Source organism: Pseudomonas sp. RA_5y_Pfl1_P24 (genome assembly GCF_963970945.1).
Taxonomy (GTDB): Bacteria; Pseudomonadota; Gammaproteobacteria; order Pseudomonadales; family Pseudomonadaceae; genus Aquipseudomonas; species Aquipseudomonas tritici.
Window position 1 is genome coordinate 226848 of the sequence record NZ_CAXAOJ010000004.1, and the last position, 25937, is coordinate 252784.

Annotated in this window: 24 protein-coding genes and 2 pseudogenes; 14 read left to right on the top strand and 12 right to left on the bottom strand. The window is 59.7% G+C overall.

Annotated features, from left to right (window positions below; all coding sequences use genetic code 11):
* The first annotated feature begins 6 nt into the window (after window positions 1-6).
* From AACY30_RS07960 to AACY30_RS08005, 10 genes are all read left to right on the top strand, one after another.
* Complete coding sequence (locus tag AACY30_RS07960; protein WP_339470078.1) at window positions 7-1014, top strand: DUF481 domain-containing protein; 1008 nt, start codon at window positions 7-9, stop codon at window positions 1012-1014.
* Window positions 1015-1130: 116 nt separating this feature from the next.
* Complete coding sequence (locus AACY30_RS07965) at window positions 1131-1862, top strand: HugZ family pyridoxamine 5'-phosphate oxidase (protein WP_339540114.1); 732 nt, start codon at window positions 1131-1133, stop codon at window positions 1860-1862.
* A gap of 66 nt (window positions 1863-1928) precedes the next feature.
* Complete coding sequence (locus AACY30_RS07970) at window positions 1929-2405, top strand: FxsA family protein (protein WP_339417283.1); 477 nt, start codon at window positions 1929-1931, stop codon at window positions 2403-2405.
* Window positions 2406-2652: 247 nt separating this feature from the next.
* Entirely contained in the window at window positions 2653-2949 is a 297-nt protein-coding gene (locus AACY30_RS07975; protein WP_003175874.1) for a co-chaperone GroES, read from the top strand.
* 50 nt (window positions 2950-2999) lie between these two features.
* On the top strand, window positions 3000-4646 hold the full coding sequence (groL, locus tag AACY30_RS07980; RefSeq protein WP_339417281.1) for a chaperonin GroEL: 1647 nt from the start codon (window positions 3000-3002) through the stop codon (window positions 4644-4646).
* A gap of 322 nt (window positions 4647-4968) precedes the next feature.
* The gene (colR, locus tag AACY30_RS07985) at window positions 4969-5652 is read left to right on the top strand and encodes a two-component system response regulator ColR (RefSeq protein ID WP_049711697.1); all 684 of its coding nucleotides are present in this window, start codon (window positions 4969-4971) and stop codon (window positions 5650-5652) included.
* Window positions 5642-6916, top strand: a complete 1275-nt coding sequence (locus AACY30_RS07990) for a sensor histidine kinase (RefSeq protein WP_339470081.1) — start codon at window positions 5642-5644, stop codon at window positions 6914-6916. The genes colR and AACY30_RS07990 overlap by 11 nt, the downstream gene beginning before the upstream one ends.
* A 197-nt stretch (window positions 6917-7113) precedes the next feature.
* Entirely contained in the window at window positions 7114-7794 is a 681-nt protein-coding gene (locus AACY30_RS07995) for a class I SAM-dependent methyltransferase (protein WP_339470082.1), read from the top strand.
* Window positions 7795-7798: 4 nt separating this feature from the next.
* On the top strand, window positions 7799-8518 hold the full coding sequence (locus AACY30_RS08000; RefSeq protein ID WP_339540115.1) for a lipopolysaccharide kinase InaA family protein: 720 nt from the start codon (window positions 7799-7801) through the stop codon (window positions 8516-8518).
* Entirely contained in the window at window positions 8515-8742 is a 228-nt protein-coding gene (locus AACY30_RS08005) for a hypothetical protein (protein ID WP_339417275.1), read from the top strand. The genes AACY30_RS08000 and AACY30_RS08005 overlap by 4 nt, the downstream gene beginning before the upstream one ends.
* 74 nt (window positions 8743-8816) lie before the next feature.
* Here AACY30_RS08005 and AACY30_RS08010 read toward each other — a convergent pair whose 3' ends face one another.
* The 6 genes and pseudogenes from AACY30_RS08010 to AACY30_RS08030 form a co-directional block, all read right to left on the bottom strand.
* Complete coding sequence (locus AACY30_RS08010) at window positions 8817-10253, bottom strand: hypothetical protein (protein WP_339540116.1); 1437 nt, start codon at window positions 10251-10253, stop codon at window positions 8817-8819.
* 122 nt (window positions 10254-10375) lie between these two features.
* Window positions 10376-10495, bottom strand: a pseudogene (locus AACY30_RS27380) (hypothetical protein); the annotation flags it as partial.
* Window positions 10494-10727, bottom strand: a pseudogene (locus tag AACY30_RS08015) (efflux transporter periplasmic adaptor subunit); the annotation flags it as partial. The pseudogenes AACY30_RS27380 and AACY30_RS08015, both read right to left, overlap by 2 nt.
* Before the next feature lie 116 nt (window positions 10728-10843).
* Entirely contained in the window at window positions 10844-11941 is a 1098-nt protein-coding gene (locus AACY30_RS08020) for a DUF1513 domain-containing protein (RefSeq protein ID WP_339417333.1), read from the bottom strand.
* Window positions 11942-11943: 2 nt separating this feature from the next.
* Window positions 11944-13008: an imelysin family protein gene (locus tag AACY30_RS08025; RefSeq protein ID WP_339540117.1), complete on the bottom strand. Its 1065-nt coding sequence runs from the start codon at window positions 13006-13008 to the stop codon at window positions 11944-11946.
* A 31-nt stretch (window positions 13009-13039) separates the two neighbouring features.
* Entirely contained in the window at window positions 13040-14467 is a 1428-nt protein-coding gene (locus AACY30_RS08030; protein ID WP_339540118.1) for a di-heme oxidoreductase family protein, read from the bottom strand.
* Window positions 14468-14607: 140 nt separating this feature from the next.
* Between AACY30_RS08030 and AACY30_RS08035 the strand changes: the two genes are divergently transcribed.
* Window positions 14608-15171: an NAD(P)H nitroreductase gene (locus AACY30_RS08035; protein WP_339540119.1), complete on the top strand. Its 564-nt coding sequence runs from the start codon at window positions 14608-14610 to the stop codon at window positions 15169-15171.
* A 219-nt stretch (window positions 15172-15390) separates the two neighbouring features.
* Here AACY30_RS08035 and AACY30_RS08040 read toward each other — a convergent pair whose 3' ends face one another.
* From AACY30_RS08040 to gap, 6 genes are all read right to left on the bottom strand, one after another.
* A complete protein-coding gene (locus AACY30_RS08040) occupies window positions 15391-15792 on the bottom strand; it encodes a YbaN family protein (protein WP_339417263.1) in 402 nt (133 codons plus the stop codon).
* A 167-nt stretch (window positions 15793-15959) separates the two neighbouring features.
* A complete protein-coding gene (locus AACY30_RS08045; protein ID WP_339470088.1) occupies window positions 15960-16568 on the bottom strand; it encodes a biliverdin-producing heme oxygenase in 609 nt (202 codons plus the stop codon).
* Window positions 16569-16702: 134 nt separating this feature from the next.
* Window positions 16703-19267 carry a TonB-dependent receptor gene (locus AACY30_RS08050; protein ID WP_339470090.1) on the bottom strand — a complete coding sequence of 855 codons (2565 nt, stop codon included), beginning with the start codon at window positions 19265-19267 and terminating at the stop codon, window positions 16703-16705.
* 115 nt (window positions 19268-19382) lie between these two features.
* A complete protein-coding gene (locus AACY30_RS08055; RefSeq protein WP_339470091.1) occupies window positions 19383-20351 on the bottom strand; it encodes a FecR family protein in 969 nt (322 codons plus the stop codon).
* Window positions 20352-20425: 74 nt separating this feature from the next.
* Complete coding sequence (locus tag AACY30_RS08060; protein ID WP_339470092.1) at window positions 20426-20944, bottom strand: RNA polymerase sigma factor; 519 nt, start codon at window positions 20942-20944, stop codon at window positions 20426-20428.
* Window positions 20945-21081: 137 nt separating this feature from the next.
* A complete protein-coding gene (gene gap / locus AACY30_RS08065) occupies window positions 21082-22083 on the bottom strand; it encodes a type I glyceraldehyde-3-phosphate dehydrogenase (RefSeq protein ID WP_049711713.1) in 1002 nt (333 codons plus the stop codon).
* A gap of 221 nt (window positions 22084-22304) precedes the next feature.
* On the opposite strand from gap, the gene edd reads away from it, so the two are divergent.
* The 3 genes from edd to AACY30_RS08080 all read left to right on the top strand — a co-directional run bounded on the left by edd (window position 22305) and on the right by AACY30_RS08080 (window position 25907).
* A complete protein-coding gene (edd, locus tag AACY30_RS08070; protein ID WP_339470094.1) occupies window positions 22305-24131 on the top strand; it encodes a phosphogluconate dehydratase in 1827 nt (608 codons plus the stop codon).
* Window positions 24128-25084: a glucokinase gene (locus AACY30_RS08075; protein WP_339540120.1), complete on the top strand. Its 957-nt coding sequence runs from the start codon at window positions 24128-24130 to the stop codon at window positions 25082-25084. Before edd ends, AACY30_RS08075 begins: the two co-directional genes overlap by 4 nt.
* Before the next feature lie 88 nt (window positions 25085-25172).
* Window positions 25173-25907: a response regulator gene (locus AACY30_RS08080; RefSeq protein ID WP_025854798.1), complete on the top strand. Its 735-nt coding sequence runs from the start codon at window positions 25173-25175 to the stop codon at window positions 25905-25907.
* The last annotated feature ends 30 nt before the right edge of the window (window positions 25908-25937 follow it).

The window sequence follows — 25937 nt, forward strand, 5'->3', positions numbered from 1 at the left end:
CCGCTTATGTTGTCCAGAACTCTGCTGTGCCTCGCTGTTTTCAGCGCCTCCACGCCCCTGATGGCCGATACCGTCTGGTTGAAGAACGGTGACCGTCTGACGGGCAAGATCAAGGTCTTCGACGGTGGCAAGTTGCTGATCCAGACCGATTACGCGGGCGCCATTCCTGTGGACTGGAAACAGGTGAAAACCCTGGAAAGCGACCAGGAACTGCTGGTCAAGCAAGATGCCTACACCGGCGAAAAGGCCAAGTCCCTGAAGCCGGCGGATGAAGGCAAGGTGGTGCTGGCCAATGGCGAGGCGCCAAAGACCGTCGAGCTGGCAAGCATCCAGCAGATCCTCAAGCCCAAGCCTGTGATCGAAGACTTGGTGTGGAAGGGCAATGTCGACATGGCCCTGGACTACAAGCGCGCCGAAAAAGATACCAACGACTACGACATCGACTTCAAGACCACCGCGCGGCATGGCCAATGGCGCCACACCGGGCAGGGCCAGTACAACCGCGAGTTCCAGGACGACGTGACCACCACCGACAACTGGGCGTTGGAATATGACCTGGACCGCTTCCTGACCGAGCATTGGTTCTGGCAGGGACGCTTGACTTACAAGCGTGACAAGGTTGAAGACTTGGCTCGACAGCGTACCGTCGGTACCGGCCCGGGCTACCAGTTCTGGGATGATGAGCTGGGCGCATTCTCCCTGGGGTCGCTCGTCAACCGCACCGATTACGAATACGCCGAAGGCGGCAAGGACAACTTCTATTCCCTGGCCATGAAGTGGAACTACAACCGCTACCTGGTGGGCAAGACCGTTGAATTCTTTACGAATGGCGAAGTGGGCAAACCTATCGATGGCCCAGCGGAGTACTCCCTGGATGCGGAAATGGGCCTGCGCTACAAAGTTACCGAGTGGGCTTCGCTCAACCTCAAGGCTGAACGCGACGTCATCAGTGGCGACTCGGAAAGCAGCCTGAGCAAAACCCGCTATACCGCAGGGTTCGGCGTGGCCTGGTAACACCCTTCGACAAATCCCGGCAGGGGCGCCTCTGGCAACCGGCGCGTAGATTGATTACCTTGTGTTGAGATCCATTCCCATGAGTCATGGGCGGCTGAATACCCGAGGAGTCAACGTTGAGCGCACAGGTTGCCAAGAACGCCCGAGAGCTGTTGCTCAAGGAATACCGTGGGGCTCTCGCCACACAGTCCAAAGCCATGCCGGGTTTCCCTTTCGGTTCGGTCGTGCCGTATTGCCTGGATGAGCAGGGCCGTCCGTTGATCCTCATCAGCCGTATTGCCCAGCACACCCACAACCTGCAAAAAGACCCTAAGTGTTCGTTGCTGGTGGGTGAGCGTGAGGCGGATGACGTGCAGTCCGTCGGGCGCCTGACCTACCTGGCTGAGGCCGTAAAACTCGAGGAGGGCGCTGCCATAGAGGCAGCGGCCGAGCGTTATTACCGCTACTTTCCCGATTCGGCCAACTACCACAAAGCCCACGACTTCGACTTCTGGGTGCTCAAGCCGGTGCGCCACCGTTACATCGGCGGCTTTGGGGCGATTCACTGGGTCGACCAGTTGACCCTGGCCAACCCGTTCGCGGGCACGGCTGAGCGCAACATGATCGAACACATGAACAGCGATCACACCAAGGCCATCGCCCACTACGTCGACTTGGCCGGTTTGCCGACCTCCGAGCCTGCGCAGTTGGCCGGTATCGACAGCGAAGGCATGCACCTGCGTATCGGCCAATCCTTATATTGGTTACCGTTCGCGGAGCCTTGCAACACTCCGACACAAGTGCGCGAAGCTCTGGTTTCACTGGCTCACGCTGACGTCTGGCCAAAAAAAGAAGCGGCTGACGCTTGAATTCACGAAATGGCGACGTCATCTAAAGTGGACTGGCAAGGCATTCTTGCGTTGAGGAACCATTTGATGCGCCCTTTTTTATTGCTCTTTCTGCTGTTCCCGGTGTTGGAGCTGTTCGTATTCGTTCAAGTCAGCAGTGCGATCGGCTTTTTCCCGGCCCTGCTGTTGATCATTCTCGGCTCGATGCTCGGCGTATTGGTGCTGCGCGTCGCCGGCCTGGCCACGGCACTGCGTGCCCGTGAAAGCCTGAATCGTGGCGAGCTGCCCGCACAGACCATGCTTGAAGGCCTGATGATGGCCCTGGCCGGTGGCCTGTTGATCCTGCCGGGCTTTATCAGCGATGTGGTCGGCCTGGTGATGTTGCTGCCAGTCACTCGCAAGCTGCTGGCCGGCAAGATGCGCCAGCGTGCCGAAGAGGCGGCGATTCGCCAGCGTGCGTTCGCCGATGACCTGCAACCCCGTGGCGGTCCGGCTCCGCGCCAGCCACTGGGGCGTGAAGGTGATGTGATCGAAGGCGAATTCGAACAGCGCGACAGCAAATAACCGCTTCACTGGCACGGCACCTCAGGGTGCCGTGTTGCTTTGAGCCGTCGACACACGCAAAAAATTTCCGTCGGGGCCCCTTGTAATAAGCTTATGCGCCCTTATGTAACGGTCACCGCAAGGTTTCTGGTGGTGACACCAGACAGACTTCCGCGTCTTGCTTGGCGAGGCGCGACCGGCACTGCCGGAATACAACCTGCCGGTACTGATACCGGCCGATGAAAAACACAATTAGGAGAGATCGACAATGAGCAAGCTTCGTCCTCTGCACGACCGCGTCGTAATCCGTCGCAGCGAAGAAGAAAAGAAAACCGCTGGCGGTATCGTTCTGCCAGGTTCGGCTGCTGAAAAAGCCAACCACGGTGTGATCGTCGCTGCAGGCCCAGGCAAGACCCTGGAAAACGGTGACGTGCGTGCGCTGGCCGTTAAAGTCGGTGACAAGGTTGTATTTGGTCCTTACTCCGGCAGCAACACTGTGAAAGTCGACGGCGAAGACCTGCTGGTTATGGCTGAGAACGAGATTCTCGCTGTTCTGGAAGACTGATTTCCCCGCTCATTTTCCCGTTACTCCAAAGTATTTAAGGAATATCGATCATGGCTGCTAAAGAAGTTAAATTCGGCGATTCCGCCCGCAAAAAAATGCTCACCGGTGTCAACATCCTGGCTGACGCGGTAAAAGCGACCTTGGGCCCTAAAGGCCGTAACGTGATCATCGAGAAGAGCTTCGGCGCTCCGACCATCACCAAGGACGGCGTTTCGGTAGCAAAAGAAATCGAACTCGAAGATCGTTTCGAAAACATGGGCGCGCAGCTGGTCAAAGACGTTGCCTCCCGTGCCAACGATGACGCAGGCGACGGCACCACCACCGCTACCGTTCTGGCTCAGGCAATCGTCAACGAAGGCTACAAAGCCGTCGCTGCCGGCATGAACCCGATGGACCTCAAGCGCGGCATCGACAAGGCGACCATCGCCATCGTTGCTGAGCTGAAAAACCTGTCCAAGCCATGCGCTGACACCAAGGCTATTGCCCAGGTAGGTACCATCTCCGCCAACTCCGACAGCTCCATCGGCGACATCATTGCCGAAGCCATGGAAAAAGTCGGCAAAGAAGGCGTGATCACCGTTGAAGAAGGTTCTGGCCTGGAAAACGAACTGTCGGTTGTAGAAGGCATGCAGTTCGACCGTGGCTACTTGTCCCCGTACTTCGTCAACAAGCCAGAAACCATGGTTGCCGAGCTGGACAGCCCGCTGATCCTGCTGGTCGACAAAAAGATCTCCAACATCCGCGAAATGCTGCCAGTACTGGAAGCTGTTGCCAAAGCCGGCCGCCCACTGCTGATCGTTTCCGAAGACGTTGAAGGCGAAGCCCTGGCGACGTTGGTAGTGAACAACATGCGTGGCATCGTTAAAGTCGCAGCCGTCAAGGCTCCAGGCTTCGGCGACCGTCGCAAGGCAATGCTGCAGGACATCGCCGTTCTGACCGGCGGTACCGTTATCTCCGAAGAGATCGGCCTGAGCCTGGAAAGCGCCACCCTGGAAAACCTGGGTAGTGCCAAGCGCGTGACCATCTCCAAAGAAAACACCATCATCGTTGACGGTGCTGGCGTTGAAGGCGACATCCAATCGCGCATCACTCAGATCCGCGCCCAGGTTGCGGAGACTTCGTCCGACTACGACCGTGAAAAACTGCAAGAACGTCTGGCCAAGCTGTCCGGCGGCGTTGCCGTGATCAAGGTTGGCGCGGGTTCCGAAGTTGAAATGAAAGAGAAGAAAGCACGCGTTGAAGACGCCCTGCACGCAACCCGCGCAGCCGTCGAAGAAGGCGTGGTACCTGGCGGTGGCGTTGCGCTGATCCGTGCGCTGGAAGCCCTGACTAACCTGACCGGCGACAACGCTGACCAGAACGTTGGTATCGCTGTACTGCGTCGTGCTGTTGAAGCACCACTGCGCCAGATCGCTGCCAACTCCGGCGACGAGCCAAGCGTTGTGGTCAACGAAGTCAAGAACGGCAAAGGTAACTACGGTTACAACGCTGCGACTGGCGTCTACGGCGACATGATCGAAATGGGCATCCTGGACCCTACCAAGGTGACTCGTTCGGCATTGCAAGCTGCAGCCTCCATCGGTGGCCTGATCCTGACCACCGAAGCTGCCATTGCTGACAAGCCTAAGGCTGAAGGCGCTGGCGGTGGCGGTATGCCAGACATGGGCGGCATGGGTGGCATGGGCGGCATGATGTAAGCCAGCCTTACCCCCGTACTGAAAAAGCCCCGCCTGCAGTGATGCAGGCGGGGCTTTTTTATTGTTTGAATTTGAAATGCAGCCAACTGTGGGCGCTGGCTGGCCTGCGAGGGTGCCCTGCGAACCGATGAGGCGTTGAATTAACCGCAAATTTTCGCCCTGGCACTGTCTCCATTGTGTGAAGCCATAGTGAAAATCTCGTTCAATATAAATCTTGGTTGAAAAGCTTTATCAGCGTGCCCTCCAGGCCTATCCCTGAGCCACACTTGGCCTTAAGCTGCGCGAGCCAACACGGCTGTTACCGCGTACGGAGACACTGCCCATGCGAATTCTATTGGTTGAAGACAACCGCGATATTCTGGCCAACCTGGCCGACTACCTGGGGCTGAAAGGCTACACCGTAGACTGTGCGCAGGACGGTTTGTCGGGCCTGCACCTGGCCGCCACCGAGCATTACGATTTGATCGTGCTCGATATCATGCTGCCCGGCATCGATGGCTACACCCTGTGCAAACGCCTGCGCGAAGACGCGCGCCGTGACACGCCGGTGATCATGCTCACCGCCCGCGATCAACTGGATGACCGGCTGCAAGGCTTCAAGTCTGGTGCCGACGATTACCTGCTCAAACCTTTTGCCTTGTCGGAATTGGCGGCGCGGATCGAAGCCGTGCTGCGCCGTGCACAGGGCGGCGGTCGCCGCACGCTGCAGGTGGCTGACTTGAGCTACGACCTCGACACCCTGGAAGTCACTCGCGAAGGTCGCCTGCTCAAGCTCAACCCGGTCGGCCTGAAGCTGCTGGCGGTGCTGATGCAGAAGAGCCCGCACGTGCTACGCCGCGAAATTCTCGAAGAAGCCCTGTGGGGCGATGACTGCCCGGACAGCGACAGCCTGCGCAGCCACGTCCACCAATTGCGCCAAGTGATCGATAAACCGTTCGCCAAGCCATTGCTGCAAACCGTGCACGGCGTCGGTTATCGCTTGGCCGAGGGGCGTGATGGAGTTTAAGCAGAGCCTTGCCCAACGGATCATCATTGCCTTTGCGTTGATGAGTGCATTGGTGGCGGGCGCCTTCGCCATGGGCATCGTCGCGACCGTGCACCTTGTGGAAGAAAAACTGATCTCGGCGGGCCTGGGCGGTGACCTGCAGCGCCTGTTGCTGATGGACACCGTCGAGGACTGGCGCCACCGGCCTGAGCCGGACCAGCTGTTTTACTTCAGCGGTGGCCCCGGCGATTTTGAATTGCCCAAGGATCTGCGTCACCTCGAACCCGGTTTCCACGAAGTGTTCCGCGAGTCGCTCTCTTACCACGCCATGGTTGAAGTGGTCGACGGCCGGCGCTATGTGCTGCTGCAGGATCAAAGCGATTTCGAAGAGCGCGAGCGCGTGCTGTTTGCCGTGGTGCTGGTGGGTTTTGTGCTCAGCCTGGCACTGGCGGTGTTCCTCGGCTGGGTGCTCGCCCGCAAAGTGATGGCGCCGGTCGTACGCCTGGCCCGCCAGGTGCGTCACCGTGACCAATTGCTGGGCCTGGCACCACCGCTGGCGCCGGATTACGCGGCGGATGAAGTGGGTGAGTTGGCCGTGGCCTTCGATGCCACGCTGGGGCGCTTGCGCCAGGCGCTGTCTCGTGAGCAGTTGTTTACCAGTGACGTGAGCCACGAATTGCGCACCCCCTTGATGGTACTGGCGAGTTCTTGCGAGCTGTTGCTGGAAAATCCGGCCATTGATCAGCGAGGCCGTAGCCAGGTCGAGCGGATCGCCCGTGCTTGCGAAGAAATGCGTGAGCTGGTGCAGACCTTTCTCATGCTGGCCCGTGCCCAGCGTGACGATGGCAGCATGTCACCGCAGGTCAGCCTGGAGCAGGTCGCCGATGATCTGCTCGGCATCTGGCGCGAGCCCATTGAGCGTAAGGGCCTGGAGTTGATCTACCAGCCGGGTAACCCGCTGGACACCCGCTACAACGCCACCTTCCTGCATGCGGTGATGGGCAATCTGTTGCGCAATGCCTTGCACTACACCGAGCACGGCTTTATCCGCTTGACCCTCGAGCCGAGTGGCTTTGTGGTGGAAGACTCCGGCGTGGGGATTCCCGAAGACAAGCGCGAAGCGATGTTCGAGCCTTTCGTGCGCGGCAGCGAAAAACGCGGTGACGGCCTGGGCCTCGGTTTGTCACTGGTTCAGCGTATCTGTGAGAACCAGGGCTGGAGCGTGAGCCTCAGCACCATGGAGCCGAATGGCTGCCGTTTTCATGTGCAACTGAGCCAGGTCTAAGCCTGGCTCCACCCCCCCCTGCCGTTATCCTGCCAGAGTTCCCCGTAATTCGGCGAACATGGCCCCATGCTATTGCTTGTGTCTGTAAAGTCTTGAAATGTATGAGATCGGACAGGACAAGTTTTTCACAACGGGTTGACCTGTTGATCACAGGCTGCTGCTTAAGGTTGTAGGCATCAGCAACTGGAGATCCGCAGATGTCTACCCCGATAAAGCTCGAATTTTCCGAAAAGTACGACGACGAGCACGCCCACGACTATTTGCTCAAGCATCAGGACAATCTGGCACGCCGGCTGTCCCATAAACGCGACGCGCAATTGGCCCGTGGTGCGTTGGCGATGGCCGGTGAGCCTGGTTTGGTGCTGGATTTGCCCTGCGGTGCCGGGCGCTTCTGGCCGCTGCTGGCCGAAAAACCCAATCGTGTGATCATCGGCGCTGACAACTCTGCCTCGATGTTGAAGGTGGCGACGGCCGCTCAACCCGCCGATGTGGTGAAACGGGTACGGCCCTTGCAGACATCCGCGTTTGATATCGATCTGCCGGATAACGCTGTGGATAGCATTTTTTGTATGCGCCTGTTGCACCACATTGGTGATCCGGCGCATCGGGCGGCGGTATTGCGGGAGTTTCAGCGCGTTACCCGTGACAGCGTGATCATTTCGCTGTGGGTCGATGGCAACTTCAAAGCCTGGAAACGCAAGCGTCTCGAAGGGCAGCGTCGCAAAAAAGGTGAGCAGGAAGGTTACCAAAACAGATTTGTGTTACCGGCTGCTACTGTCGAAGCGGAATTCGAGGAAGCCGGCTTTCGTGTTCAGGAATCCCTGGACTTCATACCGCTCTACGCCATGTGGCGGGTGTACGTATTACGCAAGAGGTAACAGGATGGCAGTTGAGTGCGTAGCAGGCAGTCACGTAGCGCCCGAAGAGCGATTCGATTATTTCTGGCGCCAGCAGGGTGAGTGGGTCGAGGAGCCCAACCGCCGGCGCGGCGGTGAAAGTGGCGTGCAGCGCGTGATAAGTCCCAATGGACGTTTGCTCTACTGCAAGCGCCAGACCGGGCATATTTACCGCAGTTGGCTGCACCCCTTCGGCCGTCCCACCGTGCTGCGTGAGCGCGATGCCATCAAAGGCCTGCGCCTGTTGGACGTACGCGTTCCGGAAATGGTCTTTTGCGAGGCACGCCGCGACCCCGAGCACCGTTGGCAGGCACTGCTGGTGACCTCAGCCCTTGATGGCTTTGACGAAATTGAAAACTGGTACGCCGCCGGTGGTCGCGAGCAATACGGCGAGCAGGTGCATGAACGCGTGCTCAAGGAATTGGCCGGCACCCTGGCGCGCATGCACAAGGGGCGTTGGCAGCATGGCTGTCTGTACATCAAGCATATTTTTGTGCGGGTGACAGGCGAAGGTGATTCGGCCAATGTCGAAGTGGCGCTGCTGGATTTCGAGAAATGCCGCCAGCGCTTGACCGCTTATCGGGCGGCCTCCCATGACATGCTGCAATTGCGCCGCCATTCGTCGTGGAACGATACCGATTGGAAAAAACTCAGCTACTTTTACGAGACGGCGTTTGGCAGCGCTATCAAGGGTTTAACCAGATGAAGCTAGAAATAGCACGAGGTTTATTTTTGGTCGGTGCGCTGGGCGTTGCAGCCTTGGCGCTGGCGGCGTGGGAGCAGCCTCGCACACAGGTGCTCAGTGCAACGCAGAGTGGCGGGCAATGCCTGTTACCGCGCGTGGCCAAGGCGAGCACAGCGGTCAAGCCTGATCATGAGTTACTGCTCTTTATGTTCGGCATGTCTCAAGGGATGAGGCCACAGAGTTGAAACGATTCAAACCAACATGAAAAGACCTCGCAGTGCGAGGTTTTTTTTTGCAAAGTAGGTCGGTGTCTACCTGTTTAACCCGCTAACGCGGTGTAGCCGCTATTGCTAAAGTTGATAAGCGCGCTTGCCTCAGTGTGTGGGTTAGCGCCATCACTTGTGAAGCCAGTCAGATGGCCAGGACCGATGTCGTCAAACCCCTCGTCAAGCCTATAAAAGGTGGGGTTTGCGTCGAGGTAGTTTGCAACTTTAGCGATGTTGTACGCTGCGTTGGCACGCGACTCGGCATTTGTGTTGTTCTCGCTCCAGTCGCCTGTCAGTGCCTTCAGTTTCTCGAGAATCCTGGCACCACCTTGAATTCCAGCCAAGGACTCTTCCAACCTGCCAATGATTGGATTCGCGTTGAGGATTTGATCAGCTGTGCGCTTATCACCTTCAGGCCGCCCGGAAGGGGACGGAGGTATTTTCTGAGGGCGTTTTTCATTGTCTGAGGCAAGCGGAGTGCCGTGATTGCCCAAGGCTGCGTAACCTTCCTCGCTGAATTTTTTCACGAGGTCGGCCTCAGAGCCTTTCACAATCGTGACTTCATCGAAGGGCGGTGGGAGTGGGTCCTGATGTTCACCCGTGATCTTGCCGTCACCTTGCTTGCTCGGGTTTCTAGCGGATTCCTTTACGTCGAGGCCATCGATGTAATTGAACAGACGTGCAGCATTAAAGGCTGCATCCGCACGTTTTTCCGGATCCGGATTGCTGCCGGTCCAGTCACCCAGATGCTTGAACAGCGATTCTTTCGTAATAGACGAGGGCAAGTTGTTCAAGATGGGATTGTCCTTGATGATCTGTTCTGCTGTGCGACGGTCCCCTTTTGGTCTTCCGGTGGCGCCGTTCGGGGCGTAGTCAATATTGTTTTCAGTCCTTGAGGTTTGATCGCTCTTGGTGGTGTCCGTTTTCGAGGCGTTCTGCTGGTCTTTTATCCTGGCTTTTTCGGCTTCTATGGCTGTGTTTTCCGCCTTTTGTGATTCTGCCTCTGGGTCTATCAATGCCGAGTAGCCGTGTTGCAGGAAGTTCTCCATTAGTTCCGCATTACTGGCTTCACGGGGTGGATAACCAGCGTACCGAAGGCCATCAGTCGCCTCACTGTTGGGTCTGCTATTGGACGTTCTGCTGTCTTTCCCGGATTCGATGTAACTGAACACTCGGGCAGCGTTGTACGCAGCATCGGCCCTCGACTTGGGGTCGGGGTTGTTCGGCGTCCAGTCACCCACCTGCTTGTAGAGTCGCTCTTTGTAACCTTTCGGGTAGTCGATTTTGTCGAAGATATCCAATGAGGGATTGGCCTGGAGAATGTCCTCAGCGCTTCGATGATCGCCGTACGGCCTGCCAGTGGCGTGGGACGGGGGGGCGGCGTTGTCTTTTTCAGTGGCCAAGACACCGCTTGTCTGGCTGGTTGATGGCGTCTGGCTTTTTACGCAAGTGTTCAGGGGGACGGCATAGTTTGATGGTTTGAGTTCCATTTCTTCTTTTTACCTGGAGGTTAGATCGTGCCTGTAGTGGCGGTCGATAGGACCTTGGTTCCAAAGTCTGTAAAAAGTCGAGTTAGCGGCATTCTTTAGGCGTTGCAGGGTTTAGCCGTCGTTTAGATCGTTCGATCCTGTTTGGCAAGCAACGTATAGACACAGGGCAATACAAACAGCGTAAACAAAGTGCCAATCGACATCCCTGTCGCAATCACCATTCCGATATCAAACCGGCTCACCAGCCACCTCCAGGCTCAGGTTCACACCTTGTAAGGCTTTGAGTGAGCCGACGGATGGAAGGCGCTGTTGCCAGGATTGTTCGACCACCGTCGCGACCACCACGCTGACCGCCGGTTTTGGCTTGGAAAAGACCTGGATCTGCTGGTAGATGGAAAAGGCTTTGTAGCCCCCCAGCAGCAGGACGATTGACAGGACGATACCCAACATGATCAGCATGCGACGGCGCAGCATATTCCGATTCCCTGGAAAACATTGGCAGGCGATTTTTTGTAGAAGTGTAGTGGGTATTCCAGACGGTGTTTATCACCGGGAACAGGGCCAGGACTGGCCCTGTTCAGAGGGGAGCGTCAGATCAGATGCAGATGGTTATCCCAGAGCCCTGCCGGCAATTCCAACGGTTTTGCTGCCAACTGTTTCTGACGGCAATCGTAGAACCGGCAACGGCCTTGGCCCGAGGTCACGACAAAACCATCCTCGACGGCACCGACACCGGCACAGTCGGGTAATGGTCCATCCAGGCGCAGCTCGCCACTGTCCATGTCCCAGATAAAGAAGCGGTTGCCCCGTGGGGCGGTCAACGCCACCAGGCGCAATTCACTGTGCACCGCGACGCTGGCGGTGTAGTGCCCCATCGACTGCAACTGCTCATCGGCCACCGGGAACGCGACGAAAGGCTGGCCCGGTCGCTTGATCGCCAACAATTCGGAACGCTCCTGGGACGGCCCCATGAACTGCTGCCCGGTAAGGATGGTGCCATCGCTGGCGATCCCCATATGGCGCACGCTGTTCATCTGCTGGCCGAGGGTTTCCTTACTGATCAGCGTACCGTCGCGGTGCATCAGCACGAGACTCGGTTCCATGGCGTTGAGGTTCATCTCCACGCGGCTTTCGGCTTCGGTGCGAATGCCGCCGTTGGCCACCACCAGGGTTTCGCCGTCGGGCATCCACGACACCTGATGTGGGCCGATCCCATGGGTGGAAATCTCGCCACTGTGCACCAGCCGCTCGCCTTCGAACCTGTACACACCGAGCAGGCCACGGCCGGGGTCGGACGTGTCGTTTTCGGTGGCGTACAGCCAGTCGCCGCTTTTGTGAATGACCGCATGGCCATAGAAGTGGCGATTGGCGTGGGAGGTGATGGTTTGCAGCAGCGCACCACTGCGCAGGTCGATCAGATAACTCTCAGTGCCTGGGCGACGGGCAACAAACAGTGCAATGGGCAGCGTCGGGTGGTTGATGATGTCGTGACAGCGCTGGCCGACCTGGGTGGCAAACACTTGCTTGCCGTCCAGGCGATAGCCCACAGCGTAGTGCTTGCCGTCCGCATCATCGCGCGCCGAGAGCAGCAGCGGGCTTTTGTCTTTGCTTTTGAACAGCGTCCAGCCACCCAAGGTGAGCGCACTGAGCAGCATGCTGCCAACCGCCAAAGCCTGTCGCCTAAGCATCATCAGTCACCGTCGTTGGCATTGAAGCCCAGTTGGATGCCCAGCGCTTTGGCCAGCTCGCCTTCGTGCAGGCGGTGGACAACGTTGAGGCTGTCATAAATGTCGTTGAGCTGCTGGCGTCCGGTGTCGTCGGCCAGCAGTTCGTTGAAGGTACGCTGGTTGCTGTCTAACAGCTTCAGCGACGCGGCATAGGCGGCATCGATCTTGTCGGCCAACGGCTTCTGCTCGGCAGGCAACAGGCCGCGTAGGCCTTTGTTGTCGACGCCGACCCACACAGTCTGGGCCGCCGCGAGGCTGGCCTCGAGGCTTTGCAGGGACGACTGGCTGCGCCACGCATCGGCCTGGAATGGCTGCGGGATACCCTTGGTCTGGCGACCCATCGGCGTGCCGAGTTTTTTCTTCAGGGTGTCCAGTGCGGTCACCTGGACGCGCAGCAGGTCAGCGATGGCTTCGTGGGAGTCCGCGTAGCGCTGGTTAGGAAACTTGGTCATCTGCGCAAGCATGCCGTCGGTGCTGTTCCAGCTGGCCAGGATTTCTTCGGCCAGGGCCTTCTGACGGTCGCCGATAGCCACCAGCAGCGGGCAGTAACGGGCTTTCTGAGCGTCGTCGGCGATGTCGGTCTTGGCGTCGTAGAGGATGTATTCGTAGGCCGACAGGCCTTGCACGACCACGCTGGACTTGGCCAGGGCCGCGACGTCGATCTGTGGCTGGCTGTCGACCAGTTGTTCGACTTGGCGGCCGACCAGGTTTTTCTTGTCCGGCCAGAACTGCACCTGCCAAGCACGGTTGCCCTCGGCCAGCGGGCCGATCAGCAGCGGTTGCAACTCGGCCCAGGCCTTTTGCGCATGCAGGAAGTCGGCGCGGGCGGTGTCCAGGCTTTCCTTGCCTTGGCAGTAAGCCAGGGCGCTGACGGCCAGTTGGCGGTCGGCTTCAACCCAACGGCTGTACGTCGGCAAAATCACTTGCTTGGCGATAGCCGCCGAGGTCACTGCTTGCGGGTCTTGCGGTGAGCAAGCGCCGAGGGCGAGTGCGGCAAGGCTGGTGAACAACAACTTGGGACGGAACATGTCGAGCTCCCTTCTGTAATTGGGGCAAAGCTTATAAAGAATTTAGGAACACCAGCAACGCAGCGCGCTGCTCGGCATTGAAAGACAACACATGCTGCTGCGCCGCTTGTGCTTCGCCGCCGTGCCACAGCACGGCTTCGAGCAGGTTGCGCGCGCGGCCGTCATGCAAGAACTGGGTGTGGCCACTCACGGTCTGCGTCAGGCCAATGCCCCACAACGGCGGCGTGCGCCAGTCTCGGCCACCGGCCTTGAATTCGCTACGGTTGTCGGTCAATCCGTCGCCCATATCGTGTAACAGCAGGTCGCTGTAGGGGCGGATCACTTGGCTGGCCAGTTCAGGTTCGGAGGCAGAGGCGGCCGTGGTGAACGCGGGTGTGTGGCAACCCTGGCAGCCCGCTTGATAGAACAGATTTTTACCGGCCAGCACTTGCGGCGAGTTGACGTCGCGGCGCACTGGCACCGCCAGGTTGCGCGTGTAGAACAGCACCAGGCGCAGAATGTTGTCGCTGACTTCAGGCTCGCCGTCGGGGCCATTGCCGTTAGGCGCCTGCTTGCAGGCGACTTGAGCATCGGAGCAGTCATCGAACGGTCTCAGGGACGTGGTGAGGCCCATATCACCAGAAAACGCGTGAACATTTTGTTGATTGAGGTTGGGTTGCCCGGCTTTCCAGCCGAAACGCCCCAGCACGGTTTTTTGCTGGGCGTCGTCCCAGACCCAATTGGCGCGGCCGACGATGGCTTCTTTGTCGGCCGTCTTGGGGTCACTGTTGCGCAGGATATCGGCGTCGCTGATGGCTTCCAGCAGGCCCAGGCCGATCATCGGCGGGGCGATGCGCGCGGAGAAGCGTGTATCCGGATGCATCGGGCCGTAGCCAAGCTGGGTGAATTGCAGGGCCGGCTTGCGTAGTTCGACTACCGTGCCGTCCGTGAAGGTAACGTTGACCGGCGTGTAGTCGACCCGCACCTTGCCTTCGGGCGCAACGCCGGGCACGGCCATGTCTTGCAGTTGCCCGCCGTAGACCGGTTCGGGCACTACGCCGATTTGTTCGATCAGCTTGGCATACGCAGGGCTACTTGGAATGGACAGGCGCACCAGCATCGACACCGCATTCGGTGCGTCGGGCAACGGTGGGTGCCCACGGCCGTCTTTTATATGGCAGTTCTGGCAGGCATTCGTATTGAACAACGGGCCCAGGCCATCACGCGCCGTGGTGGTGGACGGCGCGATCACCCATGGGCTGCGAAAGAAGCTGTTGCCCACGCTGAAATCCAGGCGCCGCGTGGCTGATAAGTTGGCCGAAGGCAGGGAAAACGCGTTCTGGTCGCGCTTGTTCACCGTCGCTGCGCCGCCCGCCCGTGATTCACCGGGCTCGGCCTTGGTGAACCTGGGTGCGTCATCGCAGGCCGCCAGGCTCAAGGACAGCAGTACTGCGGACAGGCGAAAAAACGGACGGAACATCGAAAGCCCTAAGCGAATGCGCAAATTATGGGCGCAAAGTCTAACAGGGCAGGGCGCAATGAATAAGAGCAATTATCGTTTAGTGGCATCCCGATTCATTCCCGCTAGAATGACCGCACATTTTTCTCTGGAGGTGGCCAATGCAGGCTCTCGACGCTTTGCTCAACCGTGTTTCCGTGCCGCGCTTGCTGGAACCGGCCCCGACCCAGGAGCAGCGCGACGTGCTGTTCGCCGCCGCCATGCGGGCGCCAGACCACGGGCAGTTGCGCCCTTGGCGTTTCCTGACGGTGGAAGGCGCCGCCCGCGAGCAAATGGGCACGTTGCTGGCTGAGGCGGTGCGCCTGCAAGACGCTGAAGCGCCGCAAGCCGCCATCGACAAAGCCCAGAATGGCCCGCTGCGTGCGCCGTTGGTCGTGGTGGTGATTGCCCACTTGCAGGAACATTTCAAGGTGCCGAAGTCCGAGCAACTGCTGGCTGCGGCCTGCGCTGCCCATGGGATCCTGTTGGCGGCCTACGCCCAGGGGATTGGTGCGGTGTGGCGCACTGGCGAATTGTCCTACTCGGCGCACGTTGCTAAAGGCCTGGGGCTGACGGCGGATGAGGAAGTGATTGGTTTCCTGTATCTGGGTACGCCGCAAAATCCGCCGCGTACTGCGCCGAAAGAGGATGTGGCGGCGTTTGTTCAAGCCTGGCCCGGTCGTTAAGTCGCTGCAAATCTGCTTTATGTGGGAGCTGGCTTGCCTGCGATGGCGGTGGGTCAGTCAACGATGTGTTGCTGATGCACCGCCATCGCGGGCAAGCCCGCTCCCACAGAGGGCGTCTTTGAATTTGGCTCGAATGCAGGGGCGCCACTCAGCGCTATGTCTGAAACATCGGTGTCATAAATCAATTCATGCGCGGTAGGTGAATGCCTAGAGGCAGCGTTATGTGGGGGGTGTAAGCCGTTCCGGGCGTGACCAGATCCACAGGTTGCCCAGGCTCATGCCGGCAATCGCCAGGTAGATCGGCCAGCCGTGGTCGAGTATCGCCAGCATCAGAATCGCGCAGAGCAGCATGCTCACGGTGGCGCTGACCTTGGCCCGCCGCGTGATGATCTTGCCGTTGCGCCAGTTGGACAGGATCGGCCCGAACAGCCGGTGGTTTTCCAGCCAGGCGCTAAGGCGCGGCGAACTTTTGGTGGCGGCCCAGGCGGCCAACAGGATGAATTCGGTGGTGGGCAAACCCGGGATGACGATCGCCACCAATCCGATGCCCAGGCTGACGTAGGCCAGCAGGCCAAAGAGGATCTGCGCGATTTTCGAGGTGGATTGGGGTTTGCGGGTCATGGTGAAGCTTATCTGGTAGGGAAAATGCGAATTATCTGAGCTGGAATGCAATCAAGTGTGGGAGCTGGCTTGCCTGCGATAGCTGTGTGTCAGTCACTGCATCTATACCTGACGCACCGCTATCGCAGGCAAGCCAGCTCCCACATTGATCCGGTTCTACCGGAACATTACGCCAGTTCAGGGGCGCTAGCGTACGCCTGTTCCAGCAAGATGGTGAAGCGTACAAACGCGTCGACCGCGCCTTTTTCCACTGCGGCCTCCTCTTCGGCGCTGAACGCCAAGGCGTCGAGGGTGCGGGTGAAGCGCTTCCAGCCTTCGGCACGACCGCCGGCCGGTTCACCCAAGTGGCGGGCACCGAAGGTTTCGCTCAGGCCCAGGCCCACGGCGCGCTTGATCAGGAACGCAGCGCCCAGCTTGGAACCCTCGGAAACGAACAGCCAGCCGAGGGCTTCGGCCTTGCTCGGGTTCTTCACGGCGCCAGCCACCGGCGCAGGCACTTCGGTGTCCAGGTCGGCCAGGTCCTGCTTGGCGGCGTCGGCACGGCAGCGCTCCGCCAGGTCCGGCACGATCTTGATCAGTTCGGCATCGTTGTAAAGGGCCACCAATTCCGACTGGAACAGATACTGCGCCACCACGAAACGCGCGAAGTTGGCCTGGGTCTCGAACGGCGCGTGGGCTTTGACCAATGCGTCGAGCTTGGTGTGCGGCTCGTTCGTGATCTGGTTCAGGCGCTGGGAGCGCAGGCTTGGACGTTCTGCGGTAGGAGAAGCGGTCATGAATAAGTCCTTGAGAAGGGGAGCGCCTTATTGCTCTTAAAGAGAGCGGTTATCAACTAGACGAACAAGAAGACGCGGCACAGTAAAAAATCCTCACCCCGGCGATGAAATTTCGACGAGGTGAGTGGTGCGGGTCAGATGTCCCAGACCACGTTGATCGCAACGTTGCGACCCGGCTGAGTCAGGCGGTCGAGGTTGGCGGGTGAGGTCACACCGGCCTCGCCGACACCGTCGTAGCTGCGCACGTCATCCCAGTTCCAGTACTTCTTGTCGGTCAGGTTGTAAAGACCACCGTTGAGGGTCACGTCGTGGGTGACCTTATAGAAGGCGGTCAGGTCGACAATGCCGAAGCCTGGGGTCTTGAAGGGGCCAGTGGTGCTGCCGTCAGGCGCATGGAAGGTGGTGCTGTCGACGCGATTCTGTTTTTTCACCAGGGTCCAACTCAGCAGGCCACCGTAGTTGTCCTGGTCGTAGCCCAGGCCGAATACGCCCTTGAGCGGGTTGATGCTGTTGAGCGCCTCGCCATTGTCGTCGTTGCGGCCATAGGTGTAGCCAACCGAACCCTGGGTGTACATGCCTTGCGGTGCGCCAAACGCGTCAAGGTTCAGGCGCCCTTTGGCTTCGATCCCCTTGATGGTGGCGTGCTTGATGTTGTTGGCTTCGAATTGCTGTGAGGTGCTGCCGGCGACGGAGGCGTCCTCGTCGATAAAATCGCGGTATTTGTTGTAGAACACGGCGATATCAAACGAACCGGAGTCGAAGTTGCCACGAATCCCGGTTTCCACGCCCTTGCTGCTTTCCGGCTTGAGGTCCGGGTTGGGCTCGACGGTGTAGCCCTGCTGCAGGTTTTCGAAGCGGCCGTACAAGGCTTTGGCAGACGGTGTGCGGAAGCCTTCAGCGTATTGACCAAACCAGGTGTAGTGATCGGTCAGCGCGTAGGTCAGGCCGAATTTGGGCGTCACACGGTGCCAGGTTTTTTCCTTGTCACTGTGGGCGTAGATCCGCGTCGGGTCGACGGTGTTGAGGAACGCTTCAGTTAACTTGGGCTTGAGTTGGGTGTAGTCATAGCGCACCGCGGGCAGGAAGGTCCACTTGTCCCAAGTGATCTGGTCCTGCGCGAACAGCGAGTAAGTGTTGATAGTCGGGTCCGGGAAGTCGCTGGCTTTTTTCACGCTGTCGCTGGCCATCGGGCTGGGTGCGCCGATGGCCGTGCAACCGCTGCCGACCGCCAGGCAGGTGGCGGCGCCTTCGCGGGAGCCGGTGACTTTCTGTTGTTTGAGGGTGGTGCCATAGGTCAGTTGGTGATCGGTTTCACCCAGGCTGAAGGTCTTATCCAGCTGTGCGTCGAACACCCACTGTTTTTCTTCATAAAGGGTTTCGCGGGTGCGCAATACACGCCGTGATGGCTGGTAGATCTCGGCGGTGGTCTGGTCGGTCTTGGCGATCTGGTAGTTGAGGCTGGTCTTGATGTGATCGGCAATCGGCGATTCGAGGGCGAAGCGGTTTTCGATACCGAAACGTTCACGGGTGATGGTGTCGTTGCCCGACCGCGCCCGGTAGAAGTTGAAGCCGCGCCCGCCTGTGAACGGGCCGCCCACGGCATTCTTGAGGTTGACGTCGCGATCGTCCTTGAACTTCTCGTAAGTCAGGCCCAGTCGGTTGTCATCGCCATAATTCCAACCCAGCTTGGCCAGCACGTTAGTGGTGCGCGCATCCTCGGGGTTGGCACCGGTACGCGCCAGGCCCGTGGCGTTGTTGCCGTCGTAGGATTCCATTTCGTGACCATTACGCTGGCTCAGGTGCAGCAAGCCGTCGAAGTCCTGTACGCGCCCGGCGACGGTGGCGGAGGTCAACCAGCTTTCGTCGGCGGAGCTGTAGCCGGTCTTCAGGCGGGCGCCGACGTCCTGGCCGGGCTTGATGATGTCATCCGGGTCGAGGGTGAAATAGCTGACGGCGCCACCAATGGCGCTGCTGCCATACAGGGCCGAGGCCGGGCCGCGCAGGATTTCCACGCGCTTGACGATTTCCGGGTCCACGTAATTGCGGCGGGTCTTCGCGTAAGGGCCGTTGAAGAAATTGTCCGGCACTTCCACGCCATCCACCTGGGTGAGGATGCGGTCGCCGTCAATGCCACGAATGTTGTAGCCCGAGTTGCTCGCCCGGCCGCCGGCGCCGCCCACTGAGACGTTGGGCTCGTAACGCACCAGCTCGCGAAGTGTGTTCACGTTCTGGCGGTCCAGCTCCTCACGTTCATACACGCTGACGCTGCTCGGCACGCTATTTACATCCTGCTCGTTACGGGTGGCGCTGATAGTCACCTGCTGCAGGTTGAGGGTGCTTCCCGCTGCGCGCTTTTCCAGGACGATGTTGTTGTTGCCCAGTTTGCGGTAGCTCAAGTTGGTCCCCACCAACAGCCGATCCAGGGCTTTTTCCGGCGACAACGGGCCGCGTGCGCCAGGGGACGATACGCCCTGGCCGAGTTCCGCTGGCAGGCCGACTTGCCAACCGGTTACGGCGGTAAAGGCGTTGAGTGCCGAGACCAGCGGCTGCTGCTCGATGCTGAAGGTGTAGTTGCCATGGCTGCGCGGCGCAGGTTCGGCAGCAGCGGCCGTCATCACTGGCGCAGCGGCCAGTAGGATAGCCGCTGTCAGCAAGGACAGGACGGGCGAGGAGGACCGGCGGTTGAAACAAGAGGACATCGAGAGCGCTCCGGGATACGAATCTTATAGTTGCGAACTGAGACAAATAAGAATCAGTTGCATTGGCTAAGACGAGACGTACCACCGCCAGCTATCGAGTAAAAATAATTCTCATTTAGTTCAAGATCACCAGCGCCGGGTATTCCGACAGCTTGGCCGAGGTGATGTGAGCCAGTGAACGCACGACGTCCAGGGGCTGGTCGAGGCGGTAATTGCCGGTGACGGCGACGCTGGCGAGCCGGTCGTTGGTGTTGACGATCCAGCCGGGGTAATAGCGGCGCAGTTCGGCGAGCACTTCGCTCATCGGACAGTTTTCGAAGATCAGCCGGCCTTGTACCCAGGCCAGGTCTTTGTTGGCGTCCAGCTTGGCAGGCTGGCCGAAGCCGTTGGGCCCGATGCGGATACTTTCACCGGCGCTCAGGCGCACGCGGGCATCGTCGAAGGTATTGCTCAGGTCGACATCGCCGCGCTGCACTTGCACTTGGGCTTCACCGTTGAGGTAGCGCACGGCGAAAGTGGTGTCGCGTACGCTGGCACGTACGGGGCCGGCGTCGATTTCCAGGGGCAGGCCATGACTGGGCACGACGTCGAAAAACGCCTCGCCCTGATACAGGCGGGCGATGCGCTGGTGGTCCTTGATGCTGCTGGAAAACGCCGAGTTGGTGTTGAGCAACACCTTCGAACCGTCGTCCAATTGCAGGCGCTGGCGTTCGCCCACCACGGTGAGGTGGTCAGCTTGCAGACGTACCGGCAGGTCGCTGAAGCTGAACAGGCCGATCAACAGCACGGCGGCGGTGGCCAACGGTTTCCAATGCGGTTTGACCCGGCGCCAGGCGCTGGGCTTGCGTGGCACGGCCAGGGCAACGGCGGCGCTGTGTACCGGCGCGCCACCCCAGGCTGCCTGGGCCTTGCCGAAGGCGCGGACGTGAGCCGGGTCACGCGTCAGCCAGGCTTCAAATTCGGCCTGCTGCCCGGGCTGCGGGCACTGCAAGGCGATCAGCCAGTCGAGGGCTTGGTCCATAGCCGTGTCTTGCAACACCTCATGAGCCAGCTCATGGGGCCGCAGTTTATTCGGGTCCGTCACGGTGTTCCTCGGGTCTTCGCCACGTTCTATTCAACTTTCGTACAGCCTGTGCCTACGCTTCTGTCGGGTGAAGCTTAAGGCCGATCCAGCCGTTCAGCCACACCTACACAGATGGCCATGATCAATTTCAGTTCCTTTTGCACGGTGCTCAAGGACACGTGCAACTGATCAGCAATCTGCTGGTAGCTGCAACCATGCAGGCGGCTGAGGATGAAAATCTGCTGCTGACGGGCGCTCAACTGGCCCAGGCTGACGCTCAGGGCCTCAAGCATTTGCTCGGCCTGGGTGGCGTCCTCGGGTGTACTGATAGGGGCGGCGACGCTTTGCAGAACGTCCAGCGGGACATCTTCCTGCAACGTGCGGGCCTGGATCCGACGCGCGCGCAGGTGATCCAGCGCCAGGTTGCGCGCCGTCTGATAGACAAAAGGTTCAAGGTGATCGATCGGCCGCTCGCTCAGGGCCCGGGTGACGCGCAGGTAGGTTTCCTGCAACAGGTCCTCGGCGGTGCTGTGATTATTCACCATCCGCTGCAAGGTGCGAAGCAGAATCACCCGTTGGGTGAGAAAGACATGGTTGAAGCGAGATTGGCTCACAGTGATACCAGACCGATATGCAGTTAATGATAATGCTTATCATCAACTCAAATGGCAAGGGGCACTTTGAGCGGTTTTGCACAGGACAAGTGTGGGAGCGAGCAAGCCCGCTCCCACACAAGCCCACTCCCACTGGATTACTCGGCGTTGCACAGCGCCAGGCAGTTATCCAGCATACGGTTGGAGAAGCCCCACTCGTTGTCGTACCACGCCAGCACTTTCAGCAACTTGCCACTGACCTTGGTGTGATTGGCATCGAAGATCGACGACAGCGGGTTGTGGTTGAAGTCACTGGAAACCAGCGGCAGGGTGTTGTAGCCGAGGATCTTCGAGTGCTGGCTGGCTTCTTTGAGCAGCGCGTTGACCTGTTCGGCAGTGGCTTCTTTCTTCAGCTGTACGGTGAGGTCCACCAGCGACACGTTGATCACCGGCACCCGCACGGCCATGCCGGTCAGTTTGCCCGCCAGTTCCGGCAGCACCAGGCCGACCGCTTCAGCCGCGCCGGTCTTGCTCGGTATCATGTTCTGGGTGGCCGAACGCGCGCGGTACGGGTCGGTGTGGTAGACGTCGGTGAGGTTCTGGTCGTTGGTGTAGGCGTGAATCGTGGTCATCAGGCCGCTTTCGATACCCAGCTCGCGGTGCAGCACTTGGGCCACAGGCGCCAGGCAGTTGGTGGTGCACGAGGCGTTGGAGATGATCTGGTGGGATTGACGCAAAATGTCGTGGTTCACGCCGTAGACCACAGTGGCGTCCGCGCCCTTGGCCGGTGCAGAGATGATCACCTTGCGCGCGCCAGCAGTAATATGGGCGGCAGCCTTGTCACGGTCAGTGAACAGACCGGTGCATTCGAACACCACGTCGATCTTGTGTGCAGCCCATGGCAGGTCGGCCGGGTTGCGAATGGCACTGACGGCAATCCGGTCACCATTGACGGTCAGGCTTTCCTGATCGTGTGCGACCTCTGCTTCGAAAGTGCCATGCACGGTGTCGTATTTGAGCAGGTGGGCGTTGATCGAACTGTCGCCCAGATCATTGATGGCGACGATCTGCAAATCCTGGCGGTAGCCTTGGGTATACAGTGCGCGCAGGACATTACGGCCGATACGGCCAAAACCATTGATTGCGATACGAAGAGTCATTGGAGAGTGCCTGTCGTCGATTTGTTGTAAGAATTACAAGATTATTCGCATAAAAATAGAAAACAAGCCTTTTTAGTGGCAATATTTTGTTCAATCTACAACGAGTGACCTGAATCAACTGGTCCGATGATCCAAATGCCTACCTGCCATCCCATGCGCTGCGGGCGTTTGATCAACCCAGGAACGAGGGTCGCCACATCCGTTAGCCTGGAGTTCTACACATGCATCCCCGCGTTCTTGAGGTCACCGAACGGCTTATCGCCCGCAGCCGCGTCACTCGCGAGGCTTACCTTGCGCTCATTCGCGGTGCAGCCATCGACGGTCCGATGCGCGGTAAGCTGCAATGCGCCAACTTCGCCCACGGCGTGGCCGGTTGCGGCACTGAAGATAAAAATAGCCTGCGTATGATGAATGCCGCCAACGTGGCAATTGTTTCGTCATATAACGACATGCTCTCGGCGCATCAGCCGTACGAACACTTCCCGGAACAGATCAAGAAAGCCCTGCGCGAAGTCGGTTCGGTCGGCCAGTTCGCCGGTGGCACCCCCGCCATGTGCGACGGCGTGACTCAAGGCGAGCCCGGTATGGAGCTGAGCCTGCTCAGCCGTGAAGTGATTGCCATGTCCACGGCGGTAGCGCTGTCCCACAACATGTTTGACGCGGCGCTGATGCTCGGCATCTGCGACAAGATCGTCCCCGGCCTCATGATGGGCGCACTGCGCTACGGCCACCTGCCGATGATCTTCGTCCCGGGCGGCCCGATGCCGTCGGGCATCTCCAACAAACAGAAAGCCGATGTGCGCCAGCGCTATGCCGAAGGCAAGGCGACCCGCGAAGAGCTGCTGGAATCGGAGATGAAGTCCTACCACAGCCCTGGCACCTGCACCTTCTACGGCACTGCCAACACCAACCAATTGCTGATGGAAGTGATGGGCCTGCACTTGCCGGGCGCCTCGTTCGTCAACCCGTACACGCCGCTGCGTGACGCCCTGACCCGCGAAGCCGCGCACCAGGTCACGCGCCTGACCAAGGCCAACGGCAGCTTCACGCCGATCGGCGAGATCGTCGACGAGAAGTCCATCGTCAACTCCATCGTCGCCCTCAACGCCACCGGCGGTTCCACCAACCACACGCTGCACATGCCGGCTATCGCCATGTCGGCGGGCATTATTCTCACCTGGCAGGACATGGCCGACCTCTCCGAGGTGGTGCCGACCCTGTCCCACGTGTATCCGAACGGCAAGGCGGACATCAACCACTTCCAGGCGGCGGGCGGCATGTCGTTCCTGATCCGTGAACTGCTTGAAGCCGGCCTGCTCCATGAAGACGTCAACACCGTGGCTGGCAAGGGCCTGAGCCGTTATATCCAGGAACCGTTCCTGGTGGATGGCGAGCTGGTCTGGCGCGACGGTCCGATCGAAAGCCTCGACGAAACCATCCTGCGCCCCGTGGCCCGTGCATTCTCGCCGGAAGGTGGTTTGCGTGTGATGGAAGGCAACCTCGGCCGCGGTGTGATGAAAGTCTCTGCTGTAGCCCCAGAGCACCAGATCGTCGAAGCGCCGGCGGTGGTGTTCCAGGATCAGCAGGACCTGGCCGATGCGTTCAAGGCCGGTCAGTTGGAAAAAGATTTCGTCGCGGTAATGCGCTTCCAGGGGCCGCGCTCCAACGGCATGCCCGAGCTGCACAAGATGACGCCGTTCCTGGGTGTACTGCAGGACCGTGGTTTCAAGGTGGCATTGGTGACAGACGGGCGTATGTCCGGCGCGTCGGGTAAGATTCCCGCCGCGATTCACGTCAACCCCGAAGCCCAAAGCGGCGGGCCGCTGGCGCGGGTGCGCGATGGCGATATCATTCGTGTGGATGGCGTTACCGGCACCTTGGAGCTTAAGGTGGACGCCGAAGCATTTGCAGCGCGCACGCCTGCCACGGGCCTTCTGGGCAATAACGTGGGGGCCGGTCGTGAGCTGTTTGCATTTATGCGCTTGGCCGCAAGCTCCGCAGAGCAGGGCGCCAGCGCCTTTACCTCTGCCCTGGAGACGCTTAAGTGAAGCTAGCGCTGGTCGGTGATATCGGTGGAACCAACGCGCGTTTCGCGTTGTGGCGGGACCAGGCGTTGCATTCGATCCGCGTGCATGCCACGGCGGATCATTCCAGCCCCGAAGAGGCGATCAAGGTTTATCTCAAGGAAGAAGGCCTGGAAATCGGTGACATCGGTGCGGTGTGCCTGTCGGTGGCCGGGCCGGTCAGTGGGGATGAATTTAAATTCACCAACAATCACTGGCGCCTGAGCAAGACCGCTTTCTGTAAAGCCTTGCAGGTGGATGAGCTGCTACTGGTCAACGACTTCTCGGCCATGGCCTTGGGCATGACGCGCTTGCAGCCCGACGAGTTTCGTGTGGTCTGCGAAGGCACGCCGGAGCCGTTGCGCCCGGCGGTGGTGATTGGTCCTGGCACCGGCCTGGGTGTTGGCACATTGCTGGATTTGGGCGGCGGGCGTTTCGCCGCATTGCCGGGCGAGGGCGGCCATGTCGACCTGCCTTTGAGCAGCCCGCGGGAAACCCAGTTGTGGCAGCACATCTACAACGAGATCGGCCACGTCAGCGCCGAAACCGCCTTGAGCGGAGGCGGCTTGCCGCGCCTGTATCGAGCGATTTGTGCAGTGGACGGGCACCCTCCGGTGCTGGACACGCCCGAAGCCATCACGGCGGCAGGCCTGGCCGGCGACCCGGTGGCGATGGACGTGTTAGACCAGTTCAGCATCTGGCTGGGCCGAGTAGCCGGCAACAACGTGCTGACCACCGGCGGGCGAGGTGGCGTGTACATCGTGGGCGGCGTGATACCGAGGTTTGCCGACTTCTTTATCAGCAGCGGTTTCGCCAAGAGCTTCGCGGACAAAGGCTGCATGAGCGACTACTTCAAGGGCATTCCGGTGTGGTTGGTGACAGCCCCGTATTCTGGATTGACCGGGGCTGGCGTGGCTTTGGAGCAGGCGTTTGCGTAGGCCGTGATGGCCCCATTGCGAGCAAGTCGAAGGGGCCCTTGAGAGCAACAAATGACTTAAGCTTGGCCATAACAACAAGGAGGACCCCGTGAGCGTAATCAGTAAATCCATTCTCCTCGTCGACGACGACCAGGAAATCCGCGAGTTGCTGCAGACCTACCTCAGTCGCGCCGGTTTCCAGGTGCGTGGCGTGCCGGATGGCGCGGGGTTCCGCCAGGCGATGAACGAGGCGCCGTGCGACCTGGTCATCCTTGATGTGATGTTGCCGGACGAAGACGGTTTCAGCCTCTGCCGCTGGATCCGCCAGCACCCGCGCCAGGCGCAGGTGCCGATCATCATGCTCACTGCCAGCTCTGACGAAGCCGACCGCGTGATCGGCCTGGAGCTGGGAGCCGATGACTACATCGGCAAACCCTTCAGCCCCCGTGAGCTGCAGGCGCGGATCAAAGCGCTATTGCGCCGTTGCCAGTTTGGCCAGGAACGCAGCGTAGGCGGGGATGTGCTGGTGTTTGATGAGTGGCGCCTGGACATGATCAGCCACCGGCTGTTTCATGTGGATGGCGAAGAAGTGATCCTCTCCGGTGCCGACTTTGCCCTGCTCAAATTGTTTCTCGACCACCCCCAACAGATCCTCGACCGTGACACCATCGGCAACGCCACCCGTGGTCGCGACTTGATGCCGCTGGACCGTATCGTCGACATGGCTGTCAGCCGCCTGCGCCAACGCCTGCGCGATACCGAAAAACCCCCGAGGCTGATCCGCACCGTGCGCGGCAGCGGTTATCAACTGGCAGCCAGCGTGGTTGCCGGCAATGCCCACTGAACATGTGACCGAGCGCCGCCGCCGTTTCCC